Consider the following 23,928-nt stretch of genomic DNA (forward strand, 5'->3'; position numbering starts at 1 on the left):
TCCCTTGCACCTGAGAAAGCTCCGTTCGAAGCCGGTCACCAGGGTCGCCGTCACCGCCCTCGTGTGTTCCGCAGCCCTGCTCGACGCCTCCCTCGCCGCGGCCGCCGACAGCGGTCCGAAGACGTTCTCCGCCGATGCGCTGCCGACCTGGCAGACCGAAGGCATCGTGTGGTCGATGGCCGCCGCGAACGGCGTCGTCTACGTCGGAGGAACCTTCGAGGCGGTCCGCCCGCCGGGTGCGGCGCCGGGCCGGAAGCTGGTGGCCCGCCGCAACTTCGCCGCGTTCGACGCCGTGACCGGCAAACTCCTGCCCTGCGCCCCGGCCTTCACCGGGCACAACCACACCGTGCGGGCCATGAAGGCCTCCGCGGACGGCCGGGTGCTGTACATCGGCGGGTCCTTCGACACCGTCGGCTCAGAGAAGGCGGCCAACGTGGTCGCGCTCAACACCGCCGACTGCTCGGTGCGCAAGGAGTTCAGGCCGACCGTGTCCTCGACCGTGCGGGCCGTCGAGCCCACCGACCGGGCGATCTACCTCGGCGGTGACTTCGGCCGGGTCTCCGGCGAGACCAGGAGCCGTATCGCCGCCGTCACGCCCAAGGGCGCGCTGCTGCCCTTCAAGGCCGAACTCGACCAGCCGGTGCGCGCCCTGTCGGCCGCGCTCTCGCAGGGGCGCCTCTTCGTGGGCGGCGACTTCGAGCAGGTCAACGGGCAACGTGCCCGTTCCCTGGTCACCCTGAACCCCGTCACCGGCGCCACCGTGCTCGCCTACCCCGGCTGGTTCCCGAGCCAGTCGTCGGTGAAGACGATCGCCCAGGACAACTCCCGTTTCTTCGTGGGCGCCGAGGGCCATGGCCCGGGCATCTACGACGGCCGGATCGCGGGCCGGACCGCCACCGGCATCATGGTGTGGAACGACACCTGCCGTGGCGCCACCCAGTCCGTCCTGCCCTACAACGGGGTGCTCTACAGCGCCTCGCACGCCCACGACTGCAACGAGACGCCCGGTGGTTTCCCCGACCGGGGCGACCGCCAGCACTTCCTGGCCCAGCGGGTCGACGACCGCAGGATCCTGCACTGGTTCCCCGACACCAACGGCGGCCTCGGCGAGCAGGTCGGCCCCCGCGTCCTGGTGGCGTCACGGGGCGTCCTGTGGGCGGGCGGTGAGTTCACCGAGGTCAACGAGGCGCCCCAGCAGGGCCTCACCCGCTTCGGTGACAAGGACACCGGCGCTCCGGAGGAGCCGCCCACGCTGTCCCTGTCGGCGGCCGAGCCCGGCAAGGTCACCCTCGCCTGGCGGGCCGCCTGGGACCGCGACGACGCCGTCCTGACGTACCGCGTCTACCGCGACGGCAAGCTGGTCACGACCAAGGCCAAGTCCTCCGCCTTCTGGGACCGCCCCCGGATGACCTGGACCGACACGGTGCCGGCCGGCTCGCGCCACCAGTACGCCATCGAGGTGACGGACGGCGCCAACACCGCGGCCAGGTCCCGTTCCCTGACCGTGAACGTGCCCAAGAAGCCGGCGCAGCAGACCACGACGGCGCCGAAGCAGACGGCCCAGGACGGCGCCCAGGCCGCGCAGTCCGGCCGGACGGCCCAGCGAGGAAAGGGTGAGGCGCGATGACCCGCATCGGATTCGCCCCCGGCGTCTACGACCTGTTCCACATCGGCCACCTCAACATCCTGCGCGAGGCCCGGCGGCACTGCGACCGGCTCGTCGCGGGGGTGAGCTCCGACGAGTTGACGGCACGGCTGAAGGGCAAGGTCCCGGTCGTCCCGCTCGCCGAGCGGCTCGACATCGTCCGCAGTGTGAAGTACGTCGACGACGCCATCGTGGAGACGGAGGTCGACAAGCTCATCACCTGGAAGCGGGTCGGCTTCCACGTCATCTTCAAGGGCGACGACTGGCGCGGCACCCCCAAGTGGCTCGAGTACGAGCGGCGGTTCGGGGAGGTCGGTGTGGAGGTCGTCTACTTCCCGTACACCATGCACACCTCCAGCACCCTGCTGCGCAGCGCGCTCAGGATGCTGGCCGCCCACGAGCCGCCGTCGATCCCCTCAGCGCAGCTCCCGGAACCACTTCACCAGGAAGGCGGCCATGAACAGGACGTGTGCCAGCAGCAGCGTGGCGTACACCGCAAGGAAGACGTCCTGACTGCCCAGGAATAGGAAGGCCAGACAGGTCAGGCCGTAGTCGACGGGCAGCAGCAGGACGGCCCTGAAGGCCGGGGGCGCACCGGGCGGAACCTCGCCCGGTGTCCGCCGCTTGAGCTTCTCCGTCAGGATCCCGGCGAAGAAGATCACCACGGCCGCGAGCTGGAAGACCATCGGCGCCAGCAGCCAGAGCGGGCTCGGCAGGGCGAAGAACCGGTAGAACGACACCAGCACCACCAGGTGCAGGGTGAGGATCTTGACGCAGTCCAGCACATGGTCGAGCCACTCGCCCGACGGACTCCCCGACCGCTGTCCCCGCGCCAGCTGACCGTCCGCCGAGTCCAGGAAGAACCCCACGGCCAGGGCCGCGCCCACGCAGGCCGCCATCGACGGCGTGGGCGGCAGCAGGGCCACCGCGGCCAGCGCCGGAAAGGTGAACAGGGCGCCGAGGACGGTCAGCTGATTGGGTGTCGCCCCCGCCTGATAGGCCAGCGCGGCCAGGACCCGCCCGGCCGGGCGGTTGACGAACCGGGTGTAGAGCGAGACCCCCTTCGCGGGCTTCTGTGCCGCCGACAGATGCCGGAGAACCTCAACAAACTCGGCCATTTTCCTCCTTATTCATATCTATTCAGGCAAATTCACCGAATGGCTTACAAATCATTGGAAAGAAGGCAATTATGGCAGAGTGGGGAGGCGGGATGTCCCGTGTGAGCCGTCGGCAGCTTCTGCGTGGCGGGGTGACCCTGCTGGGCGCGACGGTCCTCACCGGCCACAGCGCGTCCGCCGCGTCGGGACCGGGAAGCGGCCCCGGCGCCGCGGTCGGCCCCGCCGGTGCGGTGCGGGCGCCGGCCTCCGCCGGTCTGCTGTCCCGGGTGATCAACGTCCGCGACCTCGGTGCGGTGGGCGACGGACTCGCCGACGACACCGCCGCGTTCGAGTACGCCTACGCCCTAGCCGCCGCCCGGGTCTCCCGGGGCATCGGCCGCACCGTGATCGAGATCCCGCCCGGCGAGTTCCTCATCACCCACCCGAACGCCCTGCTGAACGGGGCCGCGCCGCTGCGCCCGGCCAACGGGCTGCGCTTCTCCGGCGCGGGCAAGCGCATGACCACCCTGGTCTTCCGCCCGCCGGTCGGCCCCGGCTCCTATCTGTGCCGCAACGAGGACATCTGGGCCAACCTGTCCTTCGAGCGCATCCAGTTCCGCTCGGCGACCCCGGGCGCCTCCTTCTTCAGCTCCTATTCCACCGGCCAGGCGCAGGACTACCGGTTCTCGGAGTGCGAGTGGATGGGGGAGTGGGAGTACGGCATCTCGCTGGACGGCACCGACACCAACTCCGAGATGCGCTGGGAGGCGTGCCGGGTCGGCGGCGCCTACCGCAGGGCGTTCCTCTACTCGGGCGTCACCGGCCGGGGGCAACAGCCCAACGACCAGGACCAGTTCCTCAACTACTGGTTCACCGACATGAAGGTCGAGTACGACTGGGGCAACTTCCTGGAGTTCCCCTACGGGGGCTCCATCACCTGCCGGGGCGGCTCGTACATCATCACGGGCACCCGGCCGCCGAGCCAGGAGTACGGCACCACGAGCACGTTCTTCCGGTTCCCCGTCGCCCGGCACCACGACTCGGTGCAGCGCTTCCACGCCCAGGACATCCGGTTCGAGGTGCGCAATCCCGACGCGCGGGTCATCGACTGTGTGTGGAAGAGCGGCACGGTCCACTTCAGCGACTGCGACGACACCGGGCTGGCTTTCAAGGACTTCGCGCCCGAAGTGCGGCCGCACCGCTATGTCGTGGGGCCGCGGGGGCCCCTGATCCGGTACGACTCCTGCCAGTTGGTCGGCCGGCACGAATACCGAACGGACGGCGCACGCGACTCCCTGCCGACGGTCGCCCGCTATGACATGTGTCTGCTGCGCAGCCATCCGCAGGAGGAGTTCGCGGTCACCGACGGCTCCGCGAAGGCCGATTTCGTCAGCTTCGTCGACTGCCTGGCCGATGCCGGTGCCGATGCCGACGCCACCGACCCGGCGACGGCCCGCGCCCCGGAACCGGCGGGCGACGCCCCGCCGTCGGCTCCGGCTACGCAGGTGGCCCCCGGGGTGCCGACCGCCGGTCCGGCCGGGACCGCGAACCCGACGGCGGCCCCGGCGCAGACGCCTCCGCCCGCGTGAGGGCGCGAGGTCAGCGGACGGTGCTCAGCGACAGCGCGAACCGACGCGCGCCGTCCGTCCACCAGTGGGTCAGCTCAAGCCCTGCGGCGGCCAGTTCGGTTCGCACACCCTCCTCGCGGAACTTCGCCGACACCTCGGTGCGCAGGTCCTCGCCGGGAGCGAAGTCCACGGCCAGGCCCAGCGTGGGGATCTTCACGGTCTGCTCGGTGCGCGAGCGCAGCCGCATCTCGATCCACTCACTGCGCGCGTCCCACAGCGCGACGTGATCGAAGGCCCCGGGGTCGAAGTCCGCGCCCAGCTCGCGGTTGACGACGGCCAGGACGTTCTTGTTGAACTCGGCCGTCACCCCGGCCGCGTCGTCGTACGCCCGGACCAGCACCTCCTCGTCCTTGACGAGGTCCGTGCCGAGCAACAGCGTGTCGCCCGGGGACAGCAGGGCGCGCAGCGAGCCCAGGAACACCGCGCGTTCGGCCGGCAGCAGGTTGCCGATGGTGCCGCCGAGGAACGCCAGCAGACGCGGGCCCGGCGTGTCCGGCAGGGCGACCTCCTTGGTGAAGTCCGCGATGAGGGCGTGCACGTCCAATCCGGGCCGCTCGGCGATCAAGGCGTGACCCGCCTGGGTGAGCGCGCTCTCGCTGACGTCGACGGGCACGTACGTGGCCAGTCCGGTCAGCGCGTCGAGGAGATGGCGGGTCTTCTCCGAGGACCCCGACCCGAGTTCGACGAGCGTGCGGGCGCGGGCGGCACGGGCGATGTCGTCGGCGCGGTCCACGAGGATCTCGCGCTCGGCGCGCGTCGGGTAGTACTCCGACAGTTCGGTGATGCGCTCGAACAGCTCGCTGCCGCGGGCGTCGTAGAACCACTTGGGCGGCAGCGTCTTCGGGGCGGTGGTCAGGCCCCGCAGGACATCGGCCCGCAGGGCCGCGTCCGTGGCGTCCTCGGGGAGGGTGCGGGAGATCTGGAACGGACTCACGTGCGGGGCTCCTTGGGTGGTGCGGACACCGGCTCCTTGAGGGGGGTGAGGAGGACCTCGGTGCGGTTCGCGGTGAGGAGGGTGCGGTCGGGGACCTCCAGCCAGTGCGGGTCGTCGTCGTACGGTTCGGAGGCCACGACCGTGCGCCGGCCGGGGTCGGTGCGGTACCAGAGGGAGTCGCCCCAGGCGGTGGCGGTGATGGTCGCGCCGTCGGTGAGCAGCAGGTTGAGCCGGGAGCCGGGGGCCGCCGCCGCGACCTCCGAGGCGGTGTCGGCCAGGGCCTGCCCACCGGGATCGCCGGCCCGCAGCCGGGCCAGGACCAGCGCCCAGACGAACGCGGAGTCGGTCCGGGCCTCCATCGACAGCAGATCCGCCGCGGGCAGAGTGTGGGCGAGGACCGCCAGGGAGTCCGGCCAGCCCGGCACCGCCCCGTTGTGGCTGAACAGCCAGGGCCCGCCCGTGAACGGCGCCGCGGCGGCCTCCGCGTCGGCCCCGGCGAGCGTCGCGTCCCGTACGGCGGCCAGCACCGCGCCGGAGCGCACCACACGCGCCAGGTCGGCGAACGACAGGTCGGCCCAGACCGGCCCGGCACGGCGGTAGCGGGCCGGGACCGGATCGCCCTCGGCGTACCAGCCCACGCCGAAACCGTCGGCGTTGACCGTCCCGTACCGCTGCCGCCTGGGCGCCCACGACTGCCGGTACAGCCCGTGCGGGGGGTCCACCAGGATCCGGCCGAGCGGCTCCGGGGGCCCCAGACAGGCGAGATGACGGCACATCAGAGATTCCCCGAGCGGGCGGTGCGGAAGCCGGAGAAGATCTGCCGCCGGATCGGGAGGTCCCAGTTGCGGAACGTGCCCCGGCAGGCCACCGGGTCCACCGCGAACGAACCGCCGCGCAGCACCTTGTACTCGGGGCCGAAGAACACCTCCGAGTACTCCTTGTAGGGGAACGCGGTGAAGCCGGGGTAGGGGAGGAAGTCGCTCGCCGTCCACTCCCAGACGTCGCCGATCAACTGCCGTACGCCGAGCGGGGACCCGCCCTCCGGGTAGCTGCCGGCGGGCGCGGGGCGCAGATGGCGCTGGCCCAGGTTGGCGTGCTCGGGCGCGGGGTCGGCGTCGCCCCACGGGTAGCGCATCGAGCCGCCGGTCGCCGGGTCGAAACGGGCCGCCTTCTCCCACTCGGCCTCGGTGGGCAGTCGGCGCCCGGCCCAGCGGGCGTAGGCGTCGGCCTCGTACCAGCACACGTGCAGGACCGGCTCGTCGGGCGGGACGACCTCGGTGATCCCGAACCGGCGGCGCAGCCACTGCCCGGCGTCGCGGTGCCAGAACAGCGGCGCGTGGAGGCCGTGCCGGCGGATGTGCGCCCAGCCCTCCTTCGTCCACCAGCGCGGCTCGTCGTAGCCGCCGTCCTCGATGAACGCCTGGTAGGCGGCGTTGGTGACCGGGGTGGTGTCGATGTGGAAGGGGGCCACCTCGCGCCGGTGCGCGGGGCGTTCGTTGTCCAGCGCCCAGGGCTCGGCGGAGGTGCCCATGGTGAACGGGCCGCCGGGGACCAGGACTTCGGCCGGACCGGTGAACAGCGGCGCCGGCGCCGGATCGGGAGCGGTGAGGACCTGCGGGCCCAGCCGCAGCTGATGGGTGATCAGCATGGTCTCGTCGTGCTGCTGTTCGTGCTGGGCGATCATCCCGAAGGCGAACCCCGCCTCGGTGAGCCGGGTGCCGTGGAAGTCGGCCGACTCCAGCACGTCCGTCACCCGCCCGCGCACCTCCGCCGCGTAGGCGCGGGCCTCCGCGGGCGGCAGCAGCGGCAGCGAGGGGCGTTCGGCACGCGGGTGCTCGAAGGCGTCGTACAGGCCGTCGATCTCGGGGCGCATCGGCTCCCGGCCGCCCACCGTGCGCAGCAGCCAGAGCTCCTCCTGGTTGCCGATGTGCGCGAGGTCCCACACCAGCGGGGACATCAGCGGGGAGTGCTGGGCGGTGAGGTCCGGGTCCTCGACGCAGGAGGTCAGCAGGGTGGTGCGGTCCCGGGCGGTGGTCAGGGTGGTCAGCGCGCGCTCGCGGAGCGTGTCGGCGTCCGGGAGGTGCTCGGTGGTCATCGGCGCGGGTCCTTCCCGTACGCGCGGGTGTCCGTGCCGCGCAGGCTGTCCAGCTGGTCGTCGGCGGGGGTGCGGCCCTTGAGCACATAGCGGTCCCGGTACTCCGAGACGGCGTCCACGATCGCGGCGGGGGCGCCGAGCCGGGGCAGGGCGCGCAGGGCCGCGGCGAAGCAGGCCACGGCGGCCGTGTGCAGTCCGGGGTCGGCCAGGCCGTACCGGGCCGCCTCGATCCACAGCGGATTGTGCGGGGCGGGCTGCGGCAGTCCCCGCGGGGCCAGGGGCTCCACGGCGTGGCAGGCCTCCTCGGCGGCCTCCGGATCGTCGAAGAGGGCCGTCGTCACGGCGACCGGCACGATCCAGCCGTGGTCGCCGGGCTGGGCGTCGATCATGCGCAGCTCCAGATGGCCGCGCGGCCTGACCGGCGGGAACAGCGTGGTCAGGTGGTAGTCGAGGTCGGCACGGGTCGGCCGCCCGGTGCGGGTCCACTCACGGAACGTCATCCGCTCGGGCACGTCCCACGGCCCGCTGTCGCGCCGTACGCACATCACCGGCGCGTCCAGCACATGGCGGGCCCAGGCGTCACGGGGGTCGCCGTCCAGGGCCGGGGCGCCCGCGCGGCCCGCGCCGATCTCCATCCACAGCAGCTGCCGGGTGGAGCGCCAGCCGGTCGGGTCGCCGCGCAGCAGCGGGGAGTTGGCGAAGGCCGCCACCAGGACCGCGCCCAGGGTGTGCGCCAGCCACCAGCGGCGTCCGTGCCCCAGCGGGCCGGACCCCTCGTAACCGGCGTCCAGACAGACCTGTACGGAGGCCGAGGTGCACATCATGGCGCGGCCGGCCGGGCCGGTGCGGTCGAGACAGGCCTCCATGGCGTCGTAGCGCGGCTCGCGGAGGAACCGGCGGGGGGTGTGCCAGGGGTCGGTGCCGAGGCCGGTGAGGACGAGCTCGTGCTCGCGCAGGACCGCGCGGACGGCGTCCAGGTCGGCGGAGAGGGTGCCCACGCACTCGGTGAGGGAGGCGGCGGGCGGAGAGCTGAGCTCCAGCTGGCCGCCGGGCTCGACGGTGAGCGCCGACCGCAGGGGCACGCTCTCCAGCGCGGCGTAGGCCGCCGCGAGTCGTTCGGGTGTCACGGGGAGCTGCGGGGCGCGCAGCTCGTGGACGAGCCATTCGAGTTCGACGCCGACCGTCCTGGGCGGGCCGGTCTTGAAGCAGATGCCCCTGACCAGGGCCTCCACCTCGGCTTCGGAGAGGCTGTCGCGGTGCTCCGTACAGTCGGTGGGGCTGTCTGGGCTGTCGGTACAGTCGCTGACCGAATCGGACATGTCGGGATCCTCCTGAGGTTCCACCATGCCACCGGTCCGACGTCGGGGCCGCCGGACCGCCATCACATCTGTCCCACCCAAGACCCTCGATTCGAAACGCACAAGGGTGCAAAATGGTGCATAAACCTCGGTGAGCCTTTGATTCCGTGCCGATCGCGTGCTGTTACCTGGGAGTTCCCTGACTGTTCCCGGTATCGGAAAATTTCGTTGCACGGCCCGTACGCCGTCGCCCACGATGCGTGCATGAGCACGACGACGGGGGTGGCGCCATGAGCGCGCGCCTGCGCGGCATCGCCCGCGAGACCGAGGGGATCGTCGCGGCCGGGGGCTATCGCTCGCCCGGCGGCCGCGCGGTGGAGCTGACGGCGCTGATCGAGGCCGCCCGGGCCGGGACCCGGATGCTGGGACCGGAGCCGGTTCCGGTGCCCCCGGCACCCTCCGTGGTCACCTCCGTCGAGGTCACCGGCGAGAGCAGCACCGAGGCCGCCCGCCGCCTCGCGGACGCGCCGGTCGCCGTCCTCAACTTCGCCTCCGCCCGCAACCCCGGCGGCGGCTATCTGAACGGCGCCCAGGCGCAGGAGGAGGCCCTGTGCCGGGCCTCCGCGCTGTACACCTGCCTGCTCGAGGCCCCTGCGTTCTACGAGCACCACCGCGCCCGTCGCGATCCGTTCTACACCGACCGGGTCGTCCACTCGCCGGCCGTGCCCGTCTTCCGGGACGACCGGGGCCGGCTGCTGGACGAGCCGTTCACCGCCGGGTTCCTGACCTGCGCCGCGCCGAACGCGGGTGTCGTGCTGCGCACGGTGCCCGAGCGGGCGCCGGAGCTGCGGGGCGCCCTCGCGTCCCGCGCCGAGCGGGTCCTGCAGACGGCCGCCGCGCACGGCTACCGGCGGCTGGTGCTGGGCGCGTGGGGCTGCGGGGTGTTCCGCAACGACCCCGCGCAGGTGGCGGGGGCGTTCCGGGTGCTGCTCGGCCCCGGCGGCCCCTTCGAGCGGACGTTTGAACAGGTGGTGTTCGGGGTGCTGGACCGGACGCCGGGAGCTGTGGTGCGGGCCGCCTTCGAGCAGGTGTTCGAGGATGGGAGTCGTGGGGCTCAGGTCCAGCCGTAGCGCTCGTGCAGCCGCTGCCGGACGAGGTTGAAGCGGCCCCGGTCCAGTGCGCAGGCCTCGCGGCGCATGCCGTCCTCGTGGAGGCGCAGGACGCGGTCGACGTCGACCCAGGAGTCCCGTCCGGTGCGGTCCCAGGGGCCGCTGCCGATCCCGACCCACTCGCGGTCGTTGTCGTGCCGCTTGCTGGAGAGCTGGACCGCGAGGAACGTGCCGGCCGCCTCACGGGCGACGACGAGCACCGGGCGGTCCTTGCCCCGGCCGTCGTTCTCTTCGAAGGGCACCCAGGTCCAGACGATCTCACCGGGGTCCGGGTCGCCGTCGTGCGCGGGGGAGTACTCGGTGCGGACCCGGCCCACCTCGCGCGGGTCGGCCTCGGTGGTGGCGGAGGGGCCGAAGCGCCCCGGGACGTTCTCATCGGTGAAAGCGGTCACGGGGGCACCCTAATCGCAGCCCCTGCACAGCCGGATGGCACCCACCGGGTCGCCCGGAGGGGCCTGCGCCGGGTCACCCACCGGGTTGCTCCGGGGGGTGTTCGCCGGGTCGCCCACCGGGGTCGCTCTGGGGGGGTGCCGGATCGCCCACCGGCTTGTTCCGAGGGGTGTTTGCCGGGTCGCCCACCGGGTCGCCCTGGGGGTGTTTGCCGGGTCGCCCACGGGTCACCCCGAGGGGCGTTCCGCCGGGTCGCCCACTGGCTTGCTCCGAGGGGCGTTCGCCGGGTCGCCCACCGGCGTCGCTCCGGGGGGTGTTCGCCGGGTTGCCCACCGGGGTCGCTCCGGGGGGTGTTTGCCGGGTCGCCCACCGGCTTGCTCCGAGGGGTATTCGCCGGGGCACCCGTCGGGTCACCCCGATCGGCATTCGCCGGGGCACCCACGGGGTCACCCCGAGTGCGCCTGCGGAAGCGCCCCGAGTGCGCTCGCGGAAGCGCCCTCGGCGTGTCCTGAACGCACCCGTGGGGGCGACCCGAAGGCCGCCCCCACGGGCATGTCACGCGGGTCGGGTGCGGGTCACGCTCCTTCGACCGGCACCTTCTGCGACGGCGGTGCCCCGGCTCCATTCAGGGGCGAAGTCCCGGCCGGGGCCTGCCCGTTCTGGTTCATGGACGCCAGCAGCTGACGCGCGAGCCCGAGCCCGGTACCGCCCATGGTGAGGGCCTTCGCGAACACGTCGGCCATGCCGTCGGCACCGTTGAGCAGCACCATGTTGTCGACGTTGCCGAACGCGGACGCGCCCGCCTGGACGATCTCCGGCCACTTCTCCGCGAGTTGCTGGGCGACGACGGCCTCCTGGTTCTCGGCGAGGGCCGCGGCCCGCGCCTTGATGGCCTCCGCCTCCGCGAGACCCTGCGCCTTCGTCGCCGCGGCCTCCGCCAGACCGCGGGCCTGCGCGGCGGCCGCCTCGGCCTCACCGGTGGCCCGGGTCGCCGCCGCGGTGGCGGCACCCCGGGTCTTGGTGGCCTCGGCCTCGGCGCCGGCGGCGGTCTTCACCCGGGTCGCCTCGGCGGCGGCCGCGAGTTCCGTCTCCTTCGCCTTGGCCTCGGCCGCCGAGATCCGCGCGTCGCGCTCGGCCTCGGCCAGCGTGCGCTTCTCGTAGGCCGCCGCGTCCGCCGGCTTGCGGACATCGGCCTGGAGCTGCTGTTCGCGCCGGTGCGCCTCCAGTTCGGCGACCCGGGTCTCCTGGACGACGACCTCCTGCCGGGCGGCCGCCTCGGCGTGCGGGCCCGCCTGACGGGCCTTGGCCGCCGCCTTGTCCCGCTCGGCCTGGTAGCCGGCCTGGAGGATCTCGCTGTCCCGGGTGGCCTCGGCCATCCGGGCGAACGAGGCCTGCTCGGCCTCCGTGGCGAGCCGGTTCGCCTCCGCCTGCGCGATACGGGCGTCCCGCTGCACGGCCGCCGCGTGCGGCATCGCCAGGTTCTGGATGTACCCGGTCGGGTCCTCGATCTCGTGGATCTGGAGGGAGTCCACGATCAGACCGAGCTTCTCCATCTCCGTGCCGCAGGCGGCACGGGTCTGCCCCGTGAGCTTCTCCCGGTCCCGGATCATGTCCTCGACCGTCAACCCGCCCACGATGGAGCGGAGATGACCGGCGAACACGTTGTGCACCCGCTCCGACATCATCCTCTGCTGGTCGAGGAAGCGCCGGGCGGCGTTGGCGATCGACACGAAGTCGTCGCCCACCTTGAAGATGACCACGCCCCGCACCTTCAGCGGAATGCCCTGGTGCGTCACGCAGTCCACGTGCAGCTCGGTCTCGTTCAGGTCGAGCGACAGCTTGCGCACCACCTGCACGCCGGGCATCACCAGCGTGCCGCGCCCCGTGACGATGCGGAAGCCCATGCCCTCCTCCAGCCCCTCCACACGGTGCTTGGAGCCGGAGATGACGAGTGCCTCGTTGGGTTCCGCGACCCGCCACATCAACTTGAACAGACCGATCAGAACGAGAACGGCGGCGACCGCCATCCCCGCAACGACGCCGACAACCATCGGCATACGCCCCCTTTGCATGGTGCCCTTTCGGCACCGAACGAAGGGAGTGTGCGCCTGCCGGGGCCCCGGGTGAAGACGCAGACGGATCCTTGTTGCAATCTTGACGCACACATGGCCGACCCCGCTCTCACCTGCGCCTGAGCCGGCTCAACTGTCGTACGCCTCCGTGACGTAGACGGTCCTCGGCGCCAGGTACTCCACCACCATGACGACCCTGCCGCGCTCGATCCGGCCGGTGCCGTCCGCGGCGTAGGCGAGGAAGTGCTCGGCCCCGCCGCGCACCCGGACGATCACCTCGCCGACCAGCCCCGGCCCGATCGTCCCGGTGACCCGCCCCATCAGCCCGACCATCGACGCATCGTCCATGGTCACAGCGTACGGGCGGCAGGACCGCGGGTCAGCGGGTCGACGTGAAGGGCACGGTCAGACGGCCGGGGAGTCCGCCACGAGCGGCTCGGGCCAGTGCTCGTGCCAGCGCAGCTCCGCCTCCAGCTGGGCGGCGAGCGAGAGCAGCAGCGGCTCGCTGTGCGCCGGGCCGAGTAGCTGCGCGCCGACCGGCAGTCCGCCGGGCGCGAAACCGGCGGGGACGTTGACGCCGGGCCAGCCCAGCACGTTCCACGGCCAGGCGTAGGGGCAGGCGGCGATCATCGCGCGGTCGGTGGCGAACCCGCTCAGATGCAGCATGGCGCCGATGCGCGGCGGGGGAGCGGCCGTGGTCGGCGCGAGGACGACGTCGTACGAGGTGAAGAAGGAGCCGATACGGCGGTGCAGGACCGCCTCCGCGCGCCGGGCCGCCTTGAGCGGGGCGCCGCCGAGCAGCCGTCCGAGCCGTGCGGCGTCCCGGGTGCGGGGGTCGAGGAGCGCGGGGAAGGGGGCGTCGGCCACCCACTCGGCGATGCCCGCGGTAGCCCGGGGCACGAAGGTGAGCCCGATCCGCCCGTACGGCGGGTCCGCCTCCTCGACCTCGTGGCCCAGGTCGGCGAGGTGCCCGGCCAGTTCGACGACCCGCGCCCGCACCTCCGGCGTCAGCCGTGCGGGCACCGCGGTGAACGGGGGCTTCAGCGAGAGCGCGATCCGCAGCCGTCCGGGGTCGCGGCGCACGGCCGCCGAGGCGTCGATCGCGGCGGGCCGGTGCGGATCGAGGGCGTGGTTGCCGCTCGCCGCGTCGAGGAGCAGGGCGGCGTCCTGCACCGTCCGGGCGAGGGTGCCGTTGACGGTGATGCCCTGGAAGGACTCGCCGCGCGGCCAGGTGGAGACCCGGCCCCGCTGCGGCTTCACTCCGACGAGATGGGTCCAGGAGGCGGGGATACGGACCGAACCGGCCCCGTCCGACCCCAGCGCGGCCGGCACCAGGCCCGCCGCCACCGCGGCCGCCGAGCCGCCCGAGGAGCCGCCCGGGGTGTGCCCGGTGCTCCACGGGTTGCGGGTCGCGCCGAAGGCGGGGCCCTCGGTGAACGGCCACTGCCCCAGCTCACAGGTGTTGGTCTTGCCGACGACGACGGCCCCGGCCGCGCGCAGCCGCCGTACCGCCTCCCCGTCCCGGGCGACCGGCGGGTGCTCGCCCGCGCAGCCGAACGCGGTCGGCGAACCCGCCACGTCCATGTCGTCCTTGACCGCGACCGGCACCCCCAGCAGCGGCCCGCGCGCCCCGGCCGCCAGCTCCCGGTCGGCGGCGTCGGCCTCGGCGAGCGCGGCCTCGGCGCGGACGATCCGGAAGGCGTTGAGGGTGGCCTGGCTGGCCTCGATCCGGGCCAGGGTCTGTTCGACCAGCGTGCGTGAGGAGACCTCGCCCGCGGCGAGCGCCCGGGCGGTCTCGGCGAGGCCGGCGGCACGGTCGGGCGTCATACGGGGCACCTCCGGGACGACGTCGTCTGACACTACCGAACGGTAACGTCTCGGGGGCGGTTGACGGAACGGCGCGCGGGGAGCGGTGGTTGACGGGGTGTCACGCCGGTGGTCGACGGGGTGTCACGCCAGCGGTCGACTGGGTGTCACAGCGGCAACACAGGCACCACCTGTTCCTGCGCAAACCATTGACGTGTTCCTGACTCGCGCCTACCTTCTGACCGACTTTCCGAACCTTGTTCGGTATGTCGGACTACTGAGCCGTAGTGAAGAGAGCCGACCATGACCTCACCCCGCCCCGCCGCGTCCCCGTCCCGCCGAGCCCTGCTGCGCGCGATGGCCGTCCTGCCCGCCTCGGCGTTCGTCCTCGGCGAGCTGCCCGGCCTGCTGGGCACCGCCCTCGCCGCGGCCCCGGCCGCCGGCTCCGCCACCCGCTACACCATCGTGCCGTTCCTCAACAGCAACGACGGCACGGTCAACGTCTACCAGTCCGACGACGCCACCGACTTCCGGCTGGTGCAGTCCTCCGCGTACACCCCGCCGTCGAACCGCATCCGCGACGCGAGCGTGTTCAAGCACTCCGACGGCTACTACTACCTCACCTACACCACCCACACCTGGCAGGACGTCAGCACCACGATCGGCTTCGCCCGCAGCTCCGACCGGGTCACCTGGACGTTCCTCTACGACTACACGGTCCCGATCACCAACCTCTCGCGCGCCTGGGCGCCGGAGTGGTTCGTGGACAGCGACGGCAGCGTCAACGTCATCGTGTCCTGCTCGCTGACCAGCGACGAGTGGATCTTCACCCCGTATCTGCTGAAGGCCACCAACACGGCGCTGACGGCCTGGAGTTCACCGGTCGCCCTGTCCGGTATCGGCTCCAACCACATCGACACCTACATCGTGAAGGTCGGCTCGACCTACCACGCCTTCACCAAGAACGAGACGACGAAGTACATCGAGTACGCCACCGCGAGCAGCCTCGCCGGGCCCTACACGATCTCCAAGACCGGCGACTGGGCCGGCTGGGGCAGCTACCGCGAGGGCCCCTCGGTGATCCAGCTCGACAACGGCACCTGGCGGATCTTCTTCGACGGCTACGGCGACGGCAACTACTACTACAGCGACAGCACCGACTCCTTCGCCACCTGGAGCGCGCCCAAGGCCCTGCCGGCGATCTCGGGCACCGCCCGCCACTTCACCGTCATCAAGGAGACGGTGTCCGGCGGCCCGAGCATCACCAAGAACGCCACCCGCTCCTTCCAGTCCGCCAACTACACGACGCGGTACTGGCAGACGCAGTCCTCGCTGCTCAACCTCCCGGTGGTGACCAGCTCCAGCACCAGCAGCGAGAAGACGGCGTCCACCTTCACGGTCGTCGCGGGCCTCGCCGACTCGGGCGGCTACTCGTTCCGCGACTCCTCGGGCAACTACCTGCGGCACTACAACTTCCGCGCCCGCTTCGACGCCAACGACGGCACCACGACCTTCGCCAAGGACGCCACGTTCGTCGCCCGCACCGGCACGGCGAGCGGCTCGGTGCGCTTCGAGTCGTACAACTACCCGGGCTACTACCTGCGGCACTACAACTACCAGCTGAGCGTGGTGGTGTCGGACGGGACCGACCTGTTCCGGCAGGACAGCTCCTTCACCCCGGTGACGGCCTGGGCCTGAGCACCCGTCAGCCGGTGATGTCCACGCCGCAGCCGTGGGCCAGGGCGTCCAGACCGTGGTCGTAGCCCTGGCCCACCGCGCGCAGCCGCCACAGCGGGCCGCGGCGGTGGAGCGCGGCCGGCAGCCGTGGAAGACGAAGTCCTCGTCGAGGGCGACCTGCTCGTCCTCGACGACCACGAAGGCGACGACGTCGATCTCGCACACCGTCTGCGCCGCCCAGGACGCGGTGACCGTCCAACGGGCGGACGCCGCAGGCCCGTTCGGGGGCGGCAGATCGAGGACACCGCCGCGCGGCGGCCGGGTAGGTGATGCGCCGCATCCGGCGGTCGGCGTCGCCGCCCGGCGGCGGGACGACGTCGGTGACGTTCCCGGAGAGGTTGATCGCGGCGGCCCCGCCGAGTCCGACGACCCGGCCACGGGCGGCTACGGCCTCGGGACGGGTGCCACCCAGCACAGGAGCCCGCCGCCCGGCAAGCGGCCCGACGGGCCTCCCGGGGCGTCGGGGCGTCGGGGCGCAGAGTGCGCGGGTGGCAAGGGTGGCGCGGACTGCTCGGGTGGCGCCTCTTCGTTCCGGCCGGAGTTGGGGCGTTCCGGGCCGGGGGAAGCGGCGGCCCGTGGTCACCGTGGCTCGCGCAGTCCCGCGACGAGGAGGCCGACCAGACGGCGGGCGTCGTAACGGGCGTCGTGCTCCGCGCCGATGCAGAGATTGCCGGCGCCGCGCATGAGTTCGTAGGCGGTGATGCCGGAGCGGATCTCGCCGGCGGCCACGGCGGCCTCGATCAGCTCGGTGCACACGGGCATCAGCCGGTCGAGGAAATAGTGGTGCAGGCCCTCGAAGCCGGCGTCGTCGGACTGGAGCACGGCCGCGAGCCCGTGCTTGGTGACCAGGAAGTCGGTGAAGAGGTCGATCCACCGGCCCAGCGCCGTGTACGGGGTCGGGCCTGCCGCCAGCAGCGCCGGGCCCGCCTCGGCACAGGCCTCGACCTGGTGCCGGTAGACCGCGATGATCAGATCGGCCCGGGTCGGGAAGTGGCGGTAGATCGTGGCCGTGCCGACGCCCGCCTTCGCCGCGATGTCGCGGACCGGCGCCTCCACGCCCGACTCCACGAAGATCGCGGCCGCCGCGTCGAGCAGGCTCTCCTTGTTGCGCCGCGCGTCCGCCCGCTGCGGCCGCTCCGCCTGCCCCGCGCCGCCCTCGCCGTCCTTCACCGTGCGTTTCCTCCGCTCCCCGTTCGGTCAAGCGAGACGCCGTTCCGTTTGCCCATGATGGCACGGTGGCCCAAGGGGGCGCCCTAGGGGCGGGGCCAGGGGCGGCCGCCGATGGCCTCGATACCGTGGTTGAAGCGGCGCAGATAGCCCGCGAAGGCGGCGATGTCGTCCTGCGACCAGTCGTGCATCACCTGGTCCAGGATGTCGACGATCCCCTCGCGCTCCGCGTCCACCAGGCGCAGCCCCTCGTCGGTGAGCCGGAACTTGCGGGCCATCCCGCCCTCGGGGTCGGGGATGCGCTCGATCAGACCCGCCCGCATCGCCGCCGCCGTCTGCCGGTTCAGCGTGGAGGCGTCCAGACCGAAGGCGTCGCTCAGCTCCCCGATCGACATCGGCCCCTGGATCTGGATCCGGCTCAGCAGGATGTACGCGCTGCGCTCCAGGAGGCTGTTCTTGCGGCGGCCGCCCCGCTGGTTCAGGAACGTATGACGGCTGAGCAGCAGCTGCTCGTACTCGACCTCATGGGTGGGCGTCTCCATGGGGTCATCCTGGCATATGGGTGTGCACGGGCCACATCATGTGGTTGATACATACGGCATGTACGATGCACATCTTCCCGCACGTCCGTTCCCGCACGTCCGTTCCCGCACGTCCGTTCCCGCACGTCCGTTCCCGCACGTCCGTTCCTGTACGTCCGTTCCCGCACGCGCGTCCAGCGCGTCGGGTCGGCACCCCTTCACCTTCACCGAGGAGAGTCGCCCATGGGCGCCCCCGTTCCCCAGCCCACGGCCCGCTCAGGAGCCGTGATCGCCACGCTGGCCTTCGCCGGCACCACGGCGGCGATCATGCAGACGCTGGTCACGCCCCTCATCGCCGAGCTGCCCCGGATCCTGGACACCTCGTCCTCGAACGCGGCCTGGGTGATCACGGTCACGCTGCTGGTGGCGGCGGTGTGCGTCCCCGTCGTCGGCCGTCTCGGCGACCTGGTGGGCAAGCGGCGCATGCTGCTCGCCTGTTCCGTGCCGCTGGTCGTCGGCTCGGTGGTGTGCGCGTTCGCCTCCGACGTCGTGACGATGATCGTCGGGCGTGGACTCCAGGGCATGGGCATGGGCATGGTGCCGCTCGGCATCGCGCTGCTGCGGGACGTCGTACCGGCGGAGAAGCTCAGCGGTTCCATCGCGCTGGTCAGCGCCTCCATGGGCATCGGCGGCGCCATCGGACTGCCGCTGGCCGCCGCCGTGGCGCAGTACGCCGACTGGCGCGTCCTGTTCTGGGGTTCGGCGGCGCTGGCCGCCGTCGTCGCCGTCCTGATCTTCCTGCTGGTCCCCGACGTCCCCGCCGGCGCGAAGGGGCAGCGCTTCGACCTGCCCGGCGCGATCGGCCTCGGCGTCGGCCTGGTCTGTCTGCTGCTCGCGGTCTCCAAGGGCGCCGACTGGGGCTGGGCCTCGGGCACCACGCTCGCTCTGTTCGCCGCCGCCCTCGTGGTGGTGCTCGGCTGGGGATTCTGGGAGATCCGCACCACCGACCCGCTGATCGACCTGCGCACCACCGCCCGCCCCCGCGTCCTCCTCACCAACCTCGCCTCGGTCTTCATCGGCTTCGGCATGTACGCGAGCATGCTGGTGATGCCGCAGCTGCTCCAGTTCCCCGAGGCCACCGGCTACGGCCTCGGCCAGTCGATGCTCGCCGCCGGACTGTGGATGGCCCCCGGCGGTCTGATGATGATGGTCGTCTCGCCGCTCGGCGGGAAGCTCACCAACGCCCGCGGCCCGAAGTTCACCCTGATCTGCGGCGCCCTGGTCCTGGCCGTCGGCTACTTCGCCTCCATGGCCCTGATCGGCTCCGCCTGGGGCGTCATGGTCGTCACCATCATCACCAGCAGCGGCGTCGGACTCGCCTACGGCGCCATGCCCGCGCTGATCATGAGCTCGGTGCCGCTGACCGAGACCGCCGCCGCGAACGCCTTCAACACCCTGATGCGCTCGCTCGGCACCTCGATCGGCTCCGCCGTCATCGGGGTGATCCTCTCGCAGATGACCACCACCATGGGCGGCTACACCTTCGCCTCCGAGGACGGCTTCCGCACCGCGCTCCTCGTCGGCGGCGGCCTCGCCCTGGTCTCCGGCGCCATCGCCGCCGTCATCCCGGCCGCCCGCGACACGGCCGTCGGCCAGGAGAGCACGGACCCGGCCGCCGAGCCGGAGCAGCCCGCCAAGGTCTGACCCACCTCGAGGGGCGCCCGGCCACCGGGCGCCCCTTTCGTCACCCCAGGTCCAGCAGCCCCCGCCGCACCGCCTCCGACACCGCCGCCGCCCGGTTGTCCACGCCGAGCTTGCGGTAGAGGCGCACCAGATGCGTCTTGACGGTGGCCTCGCTCAGGAACAGCGCCTCGGCGATGCCCCGGTTGCTCAGCCCGTCGGCCAGCAGCCGCACCACCTCCACCTCCCGCCCGCTCAACTCCCGCTCGGGCGCCACCACTTGGCCCACCAGCTCGTCCATGACCTCCGGAGCGAGCCCCAGTGCCCCGACGGCCGCGCCGCGCACCGCCCGGAACAGCTCCTGCGGCGGCCCCGCCTTCAGCACATACCCCCGCGCCCCGGCCTCCAGCGCGCGCACCACGTCCGCCCGGCCCGAGTAACTCGTCAGCATCACCGCCGGCACCCCCGGCGCCTCGGTCGCGAGCCGGCGCACCGCCTCGATCCCGTCGACCCCGCCCCGGCCACCGAACCGCAGATCCATCAGCACCACATCGGGCCGCAGCCGCGCCGCGAGCCCCACGGCCTCCTCCCCGCTGCCCGCCTCCGCCACCACCTCGACGTCCGGCTCCCCCTCCAGCAGCGCCCGCAACCCGGCCCGTACGACGGCATGGTCGTCCGCGAGCAGCACCCGCAACGGCCCACCGCTCATCGCGCGGCCACCGGCGCCGGGCGGGCCGAGGGCGCCATGGGGACCGTGGCCCGCACACAGGTGCCGTGGCCCGGAGTGCTGCCGACGGCGAGCTCGCCGCCGCACTCGCGCAACCGGGCTCGGGCGGCCGGCAGCCCCAGCCCCCGGCCCGCAGAGGAGAGTCCGGTGATCCGCCCGGGCTCGAACCCGGCGCCGTCGTCCCGCACTTCGAGCTCCACGCGGTCCACCCCGGCCCGCAGCGTGACCTGGACGTTCACCGCGTGGGCGTGCTCCCGCACATTGGCCAGCGTGCTCTGCGCCACCCGGAACAGCGTCGCCGCGGCCTGCGCGTCGAGGCCGGCGGTCTGTACGACGGGGCGCGTGCTCTGTGCGGCGGGGCCCGTCGGCTGTGTGGCGAGGGTCGTCCCACGGGGGCCCGCCGTGTGGAATCGGACCCGCGCCGCCGCGCCCTCCGCCTCGGCCCGTGCGCACAGCAGCCGCAGCGCGCCCTCCAGGCCGGCCTCGTCCACGGCCGACGGCGTGAGGTCGCGGATGATCCGCCGGGTCTCGGCGAGCGTGGTGTGCAGCCCGTCCGCGACGGCCCGCACCCGGGTACGGGCCACGTCCTGGCGCCCGTCCCAGTCCCGCTCGGCGGCCTGCAGCAGCATCACACCACCGGAGAGCTCCTGGGCCAGGGTGTCGTGCAGATCCCGGGCGATCCTCGCCCGCTCGGCCAGCACCCCCGCCTGCCGCTGCTGTCGCGCCAGGACGTCCCGGGTGCCCCGCAACTCCTCCACCAGCCGCAGCCGTTCGGCGGCGTCCCGCTGCTGGGAGCGGTAGAGCGCGAGCGTGCCCCACACGGCCGCCACCGGGATCAGCACCACCTCCGGATCGAACGGCCCCGTACCGTAAGCCAGTTGAGCCACGAGTACGACGGTCAGCGCGCCCACCGCCACCCCGGCCGCCCGCCGCCCGAGCACGCGCAGTGCCGCGCAGGCCAGCGGGACGGCGCACCAGGTGTAGGTCGGGACGAGCGAGGGGGCGAGATGCAGCAGCAGGGCCCAGAGCCCGAGCAGCGCCGCGATCCACGCCTGCCGTCCGTACCGGCCCCAGGGCCCGGAGCGCCCGAGCCGGTCCCCGGCGGCGAGCCCGCCCGCGTAGCCGACGGCCAGCAGGGTGCTGACCGTCATCACGTCCCAGCACGGCCCGATCCCCAGCCGCGCGAATCTCACCAGCCCCGCCCCGACGACCAGGAAGAACGTCAGATGGGTGAGGTGGGACAGACCCGGCCGGCTCCCGAGGACGGCTTTCACAGCGGTACGGACGGGAGCGCGGTCGGACACGAAATCCCCTTGGACGATGATCCGTTCGAACAGGGGAGCCGAGTCTATCCGTCGGCTGTAGGGACGATGTGAGGACGCTCGGCGACCATGGTCAGGCGCCCGGGCGCAGCCCGAGGAAGCCCGGCGTCGGATCGCCCTTCACCTCGCCGAAGTACAGGGCGAAGGTCTGCTTCAGCCGCTCCACCTCGGCGCGGTCGGACATGAAGCGGGGGAAGCCGTCGAGGTGGGCGTTGGGGTACTCCCAGACCGGCTTCAGCCCGGCCGGGGGAGTGATGTCGGTGCGCACCGACCAGCCGTTGAACGCGCTCGCCTGAGTGGCCGTCGACAGCTGCCAGTTGAGGTACAGCTTCGCCGCCGTGGTGTTCGCGGCAGCCTTCAGGATCGCCGCCCGCTGGCCCCAGGCCATGAACGGCGCGCTCTCGGGCATCACCCACTTCACCGGGCCGGTGGACAGCGGCGCGCCGGAGCCGCCGACGCCGATCGCGTACTGTCCGGCGCGTACGGCGTCACCGGGGGAGTTGCTGCCGCGCGCGAACCGGACGTCCTGCGCGGCCAGTCGGGCCACGAAGTCCCAGCCGTAGTGCTTGACGTACAGCGAGTAGAGGTAGAGGACCGCGTCGTCGTCGTGCGGGAAGGAGGACGCGATCCGCCCCTTCCACCGCGCGTCGAGCAGGTCCAGCGGGGTGCGCGGCGCGTCGGCGCCGGCCGCGGCGGGGCCGTACATGAAGCTGAATCCGATCGCGGCGATCGCGACCCAGGCGCCCTGCGGGTCCTTGAACTTCTCGTGGACCCGGGAGAATCCGGCGGGCCGGTAGTGCAGCAGGCGGCCCTGGGACTTCCAGCGGACGAAGTCCTGGAGCGTCTGCAACTGGACGACGTCGGGGACGAGGGTGCCGGTGGCGAGCTGGTTGTCGATGCGGACGTCGTGGTACTTGCTGTAGTCCACGATCAGCTTCAGGTCGATGTCCGGGAAGCGCTTGAGGAAGGCGGCCTTGGTGCCGTCCTGCTGGGTCGGGGTGTCTCCGCCCGCGTACACGACGAGCTTGCCGCCCTCCGCGAGGGCGGCCTGGTACAGCTCGTCGAGCGACCGGGTCTCCTCGGCCCCGGAACCGGACCGCGCGGTGGTGGGGGTCGTGGCGGGGGTGGCGGAGACGGGGGAGGTGCCGAGGGCGCCGAGGCCGAGGGCGGCACCCGCGCCGGTCGCGAGAAGACGCCTTCTGCTGGGGGAGCTGGGCATGATGCGCAGACCTCTCTGAACTCTGAGGGGGGGGTGGGGACCGGGCGCCGCGGTCGATCCCGATTCTGCGCCGCGCGGGCGCTGCCGCGCGTCGTCCGGACGGCCCCGATGCCGGGCGTCCGGTGGAACCCCCGTTCAACCGATCGGTTGAACGACAGGAGGTGGGGCGGGGTGGCTCCAGGGAGGGCTACGACCGTGTCAGGCGCCGTGCCGTCAGCGCGAGGTGCAGCCGCAGCCGGCCCTGCGGGGTCCGCACGGGCCAGCCCAGCAGATGCTCGGCGTGGGTCAGCCGGTCCTGGAGCGTGGAGTGGTGCACGTTCGCCTCGGCGGCGGCCGCCCGCAGACTCGCCGTCGCGACGACGGCGTACAGCGTGGTGAGCAGCCAGGGTGCGTCCGCGGCGGCCGCCTCCAACGCCTGGACGTCCGGCGGCGGTTCGGCCCCCGGCAGGACGACCTCGGCCAGCAGGGCGATCCCGCCCAGCTCGTCGGCGTACACCACCCGGGGTCCGGGATCCTGCGCGGTTCCCTCGGCGGTGAATCTCAGCGCGGTGCGGGCGGCGGCCCAGGAGCGCGGCAGGTCCAGGACGGGGACGGCGGGGCCGACGCCGGTCCGCGGGCCCGCGGCCTCCGTGACCGCGGCCTCGGCGGGGACCACCCGGGGCCGTCCGGACGGTACGGCGACGGCGCGGGCGGCGGCGTGCGGGTCGAGGCCGAGCCGCCGGGCCGCGTGCAGCCGGGCCGGTTCACCGGCCGTGGCGTCCAGCACCGTCTCGACCAGGGCGGGATCGTCGAGCGGGGCCCGTCCCCGGGTGCGGTCGAGGACGAGCCGTGCCGCTCCGGCGGCCCGCTCCAGGATCACCGCGTCGACCACGCTGGGCACCGCTCCCGAGCGCTCCAGCCACAGCGCGGGCGCGCCCTCGGGCGTCAGCGCCGCGGACGGCCACTCCGGGTCCGGCGGGAGGTCCGAGTCGCGTCGGGTGCCGTCCGCCTCGACGCGTACCCGTACCCGCCGGTCGGCGTCGACCAGCCGCGCGGGCACCCCGGCGAGTACGGCGGCCCCGCGCACCAGCGCCTCCACCCCGGCGCGGGCCTCGGCCAGGCGGTCGAAGTAGGCGATGACCCGCACGGCGGCACCCGCGTCCGGGTCCAGAGCGGTCAGACGCCCGGCCAGCTCTTTCATACGGCCATCATGCGCCACGCGTGCGCCGCTGAGGAGAGCCGAGAGCCGGGGGCACGGGCGGACCGCCCGTGATCAGGATCGTGCATGCCGGTCCGATCCGTTCGCGCTGGTAGGAGGGACGGCGGGAAGGCGAAGGCCCGGACACACCCGACGGAACGCCGGCCTCCGGTCGGCCTCCCTCCGACCGGTCGGCGCCCCGCGCGTCGAGACACCGGCCCCATTTCCCCTGGGCAGGCCCGTG

21 protein-coding genes and 1 pseudogene are annotated in these 23,928 nt (G+C 72.9%); 6 read left to right on the forward strand and 16 right to left on the reverse strand.

All coding sequences use genetic code 11. From position 1 onward, the window contains the following. Window positions 1-4: 4 nt before the first annotated feature. On the forward strand, window positions 5-1,627 hold the full coding sequence (locus tag ACYQ8Q_RS40060; protein ID WP_460071733.1) for a PQQ-binding-like beta-propeller repeat protein: 1,623 nt from the start codon (window positions 5-7) through the stop codon (window positions 1,625-1,627). Next, a pseudogene (locus ACYQ8Q_RS40065) lies at window positions 1,624-2,040 on the forward strand (adenylyltransferase/cytidyltransferase family protein); the annotation flags it as partial. The gene ACYQ8Q_RS40060 and the pseudogene ACYQ8Q_RS40065, both read left to right, overlap by 4 nt. Before the next feature lie 21 nt (window positions 2,041-2,061). Here the strand turns inward: ACYQ8Q_RS40065 and ACYQ8Q_RS40070 are convergent. Then, on the reverse strand, window positions 2,062-2,763 hold the full coding sequence (locus ACYQ8Q_RS40070; RefSeq protein WP_460071734.1) for a CDP-alcohol phosphatidyltransferase family protein: 702 nt from the start codon (window positions 2,761-2,763) through the stop codon (window positions 2,062-2,064). 92 nt (window positions 2,764-2,855) lie between these two features. On the opposite strand from ACYQ8Q_RS40070, the gene ACYQ8Q_RS40075 reads away from it, so the two are divergent. Beyond that, on the forward strand, window positions 2,856-4,331 hold the full coding sequence (locus ACYQ8Q_RS40075) for a glycosyl hydrolase family 28-related protein (protein WP_460071736.1): 1,476 nt from the start codon (window positions 2,856-2,858) through the stop codon (window positions 4,329-4,331). 10 nt (window positions 4,332-4,341) lie between these two features. On the opposite strand, the gene egtD is transcribed toward ACYQ8Q_RS40075, so the two are convergent. Genes egtD through egtA form a run of 4 tightly spaced genes read right to left on the reverse strand, consistent with a single transcriptional unit; the run spans window position 4,342 to window position 8,718 of the window. Beyond that, a complete protein-coding gene (gene egtD / locus ACYQ8Q_RS40080; protein WP_460071737.1) occupies window positions 4,342-5,304 on the reverse strand; it encodes an L-histidine N(alpha)-methyltransferase in 963 nt (320 codons plus the stop codon). Next, window positions 5,301-6,080, reverse strand: a complete 780-nt coding sequence (gene egtC / locus ACYQ8Q_RS40085) for an ergothioneine biosynthesis protein EgtC (RefSeq protein WP_460071739.1) — start codon at window positions 6,078-6,080, stop codon at window positions 5,301-5,303. Before egtC ends, egtD begins: the two co-directional genes overlap by 4 nt. After that, entirely contained in the window at window positions 6,080-7,399 is a 1,320-nt protein-coding gene (egtB, locus tag ACYQ8Q_RS40090; RefSeq protein WP_460071740.1) for an ergothioneine biosynthesis protein EgtB, read from the reverse strand. Before egtB ends, egtC begins: the two co-directional genes overlap by 1 nt. Next, entirely contained in the window at window positions 7,396-8,718 is a 1,323-nt protein-coding gene (gene egtA, locus ACYQ8Q_RS40095; protein WP_460071742.1) for an ergothioneine biosynthesis glutamate--cysteine ligase EgtA, read from the reverse strand. The genes egtB and egtA overlap by 4 nt, the downstream gene beginning before the upstream one ends. A 269-nt stretch (window positions 8,719-8,987) precedes the next feature. Here egtA and ACYQ8Q_RS40100 point away from each other — a divergent pair, with 269 nt between their 5' ends. After that, a complete protein-coding gene (locus tag ACYQ8Q_RS40100) occupies window positions 8,988-9,827 on the forward strand; it encodes a TIGR02452 family protein (protein WP_460071743.1) in 840 nt (279 codons plus the stop codon). Here ACYQ8Q_RS40100 and ACYQ8Q_RS40105 read toward each other — a convergent pair. From ACYQ8Q_RS40105 to ACYQ8Q_RS40120, 4 genes are all read right to left on the reverse strand, one after another. Then, window positions 9,812-10,258, reverse strand: a complete 447-nt coding sequence (locus tag ACYQ8Q_RS40105) for a type II toxin-antitoxin system PemK/MazF family toxin (protein ID WP_055636018.1) — start codon at window positions 10,256-10,258, stop codon at window positions 9,812-9,814. The genes ACYQ8Q_RS40100 and ACYQ8Q_RS40105 overlap by 16 nt on opposite strands. Window positions 10,259-10,831: 573 nt before the next feature. Further along, a complete protein-coding gene (locus ACYQ8Q_RS40110; RefSeq protein ID WP_460071746.1) occupies window positions 10,832-12,313 on the reverse strand; it encodes an SPFH domain-containing protein in 1,482 nt (493 codons plus the stop codon). Between the two features lie 144 nt (window positions 12,314-12,457). Continuing rightward, a complete protein-coding gene (locus ACYQ8Q_RS40115; protein WP_206189786.1) occupies window positions 12,458-12,676 on the reverse strand; it encodes a hypothetical protein in 219 nt (72 codons plus the stop codon). A 57-nt stretch (window positions 12,677-12,733) separates the two neighbouring features. Beyond that, window positions 12,734-14,155, reverse strand: coding sequence for an amidase (locus ACYQ8Q_RS40120; RefSeq protein WP_460073683.1), 1,422 nt, complete (start codon window positions 14,153-14,155; stop codon window positions 12,734-12,736). 282 nt (window positions 14,156-14,437) lie between these two features. Between ACYQ8Q_RS40120 and ACYQ8Q_RS40125 the strand changes: the two genes are divergently transcribed. Beyond that, window positions 14,438-15,832 (forward strand): glycoside hydrolase family 43 protein, encoded by a 1,395-nt coding sequence (locus tag ACYQ8Q_RS40125; RefSeq protein WP_460071747.1) that lies wholly within the window; start codon window positions 14,438-14,440, stop codon window positions 15,830-15,832. Between the two features lie 7 nt (window positions 15,833-15,839). Here ACYQ8Q_RS40125 and ACYQ8Q_RS40130 read toward each other — a convergent pair whose 3' ends face one another. The 3 genes from ACYQ8Q_RS40130 to ACYQ8Q_RS40140 form a co-directional block, all read right to left on the reverse strand. Continuing rightward, a complete protein-coding gene (locus ACYQ8Q_RS40130; protein WP_460071749.1) occupies window positions 15,840-16,286 on the reverse strand; it encodes a hypothetical protein in 447 nt (148 codons plus the stop codon). Window positions 16,287-16,450: 164 nt separating this feature from the next. Beyond that, window positions 16,451-17,041: a TetR/AcrR family transcriptional regulator gene (locus ACYQ8Q_RS40135; protein ID WP_460071751.1), complete on the reverse strand. Its 591-nt coding sequence runs from the start codon at window positions 17,039-17,041 to the stop codon at window positions 16,451-16,453. An 83-nt stretch (window positions 17,042-17,124) separates the two neighbouring features. Next, window positions 17,125-17,580, reverse strand: a complete 456-nt coding sequence (locus tag ACYQ8Q_RS40140) for a MarR family winged helix-turn-helix transcriptional regulator (RefSeq protein ID WP_460071753.1) — start codon at window positions 17,578-17,580, stop codon at window positions 17,125-17,127. A gap of 222 nt (window positions 17,581-17,802) precedes the next feature. Between ACYQ8Q_RS40140 and ACYQ8Q_RS40145 the strand changes: the two genes are divergently transcribed. Then, window positions 17,803-19,263 (forward strand): MFS transporter, encoded by a 1,461-nt coding sequence (locus ACYQ8Q_RS40145; protein ID WP_460071755.1) that lies wholly within the window; start codon window positions 17,803-17,805, stop codon window positions 19,261-19,263. A 40-nt stretch (window positions 19,264-19,303) separates the two neighbouring features. Here ACYQ8Q_RS40145 and ACYQ8Q_RS40150 read toward each other — a convergent pair whose 3' ends face one another. The 4 genes from ACYQ8Q_RS40150 to ACYQ8Q_RS40165 all read right to left on the reverse strand — a co-directional run bounded on the left by ACYQ8Q_RS40150 (window position 19,304) and on the right by ACYQ8Q_RS40165 (window position 23,687). Beyond that, on the reverse strand, window positions 19,304-19,948 hold the full coding sequence (locus tag ACYQ8Q_RS40150; RefSeq protein ID WP_460071757.1) for a response regulator: 645 nt from the start codon (window positions 19,946-19,948) through the stop codon (window positions 19,304-19,306). Beyond that, window positions 19,945-21,270 carry a sensor histidine kinase gene (locus ACYQ8Q_RS40155; protein WP_460071759.1) on the reverse strand — a complete coding sequence of 442 codons (1,326 nt, stop codon included), beginning with the start codon at window positions 21,268-21,270 and terminating at the stop codon, window positions 19,945-19,947. Before ACYQ8Q_RS40155 ends, ACYQ8Q_RS40150 begins: the two co-directional genes overlap by 4 nt. Before the next feature lie 91 nt (window positions 21,271-21,361). Then, window positions 21,362-22,507, reverse strand: coding sequence for an ABC transporter substrate-binding protein (locus ACYQ8Q_RS40160; protein ID WP_460071760.1), 1,146 nt, complete (start codon window positions 22,505-22,507; stop codon window positions 21,362-21,364). Window positions 22,508-22,694: 187 nt separating this feature from the next. After that, window positions 22,695-23,687 carry a helix-turn-helix domain-containing protein gene (locus ACYQ8Q_RS40165; RefSeq protein WP_460071762.1) on the reverse strand — a complete coding sequence of 331 codons (993 nt, stop codon included), beginning with the start codon at window positions 23,685-23,687 and terminating at the stop codon, window positions 22,695-22,697. Window positions 23,688-23,928: the final 241 nt, after the last annotated feature.

It is taken from the genome of Streptomyces sp. YKOK-I1 (assembly GCF_054660435.1).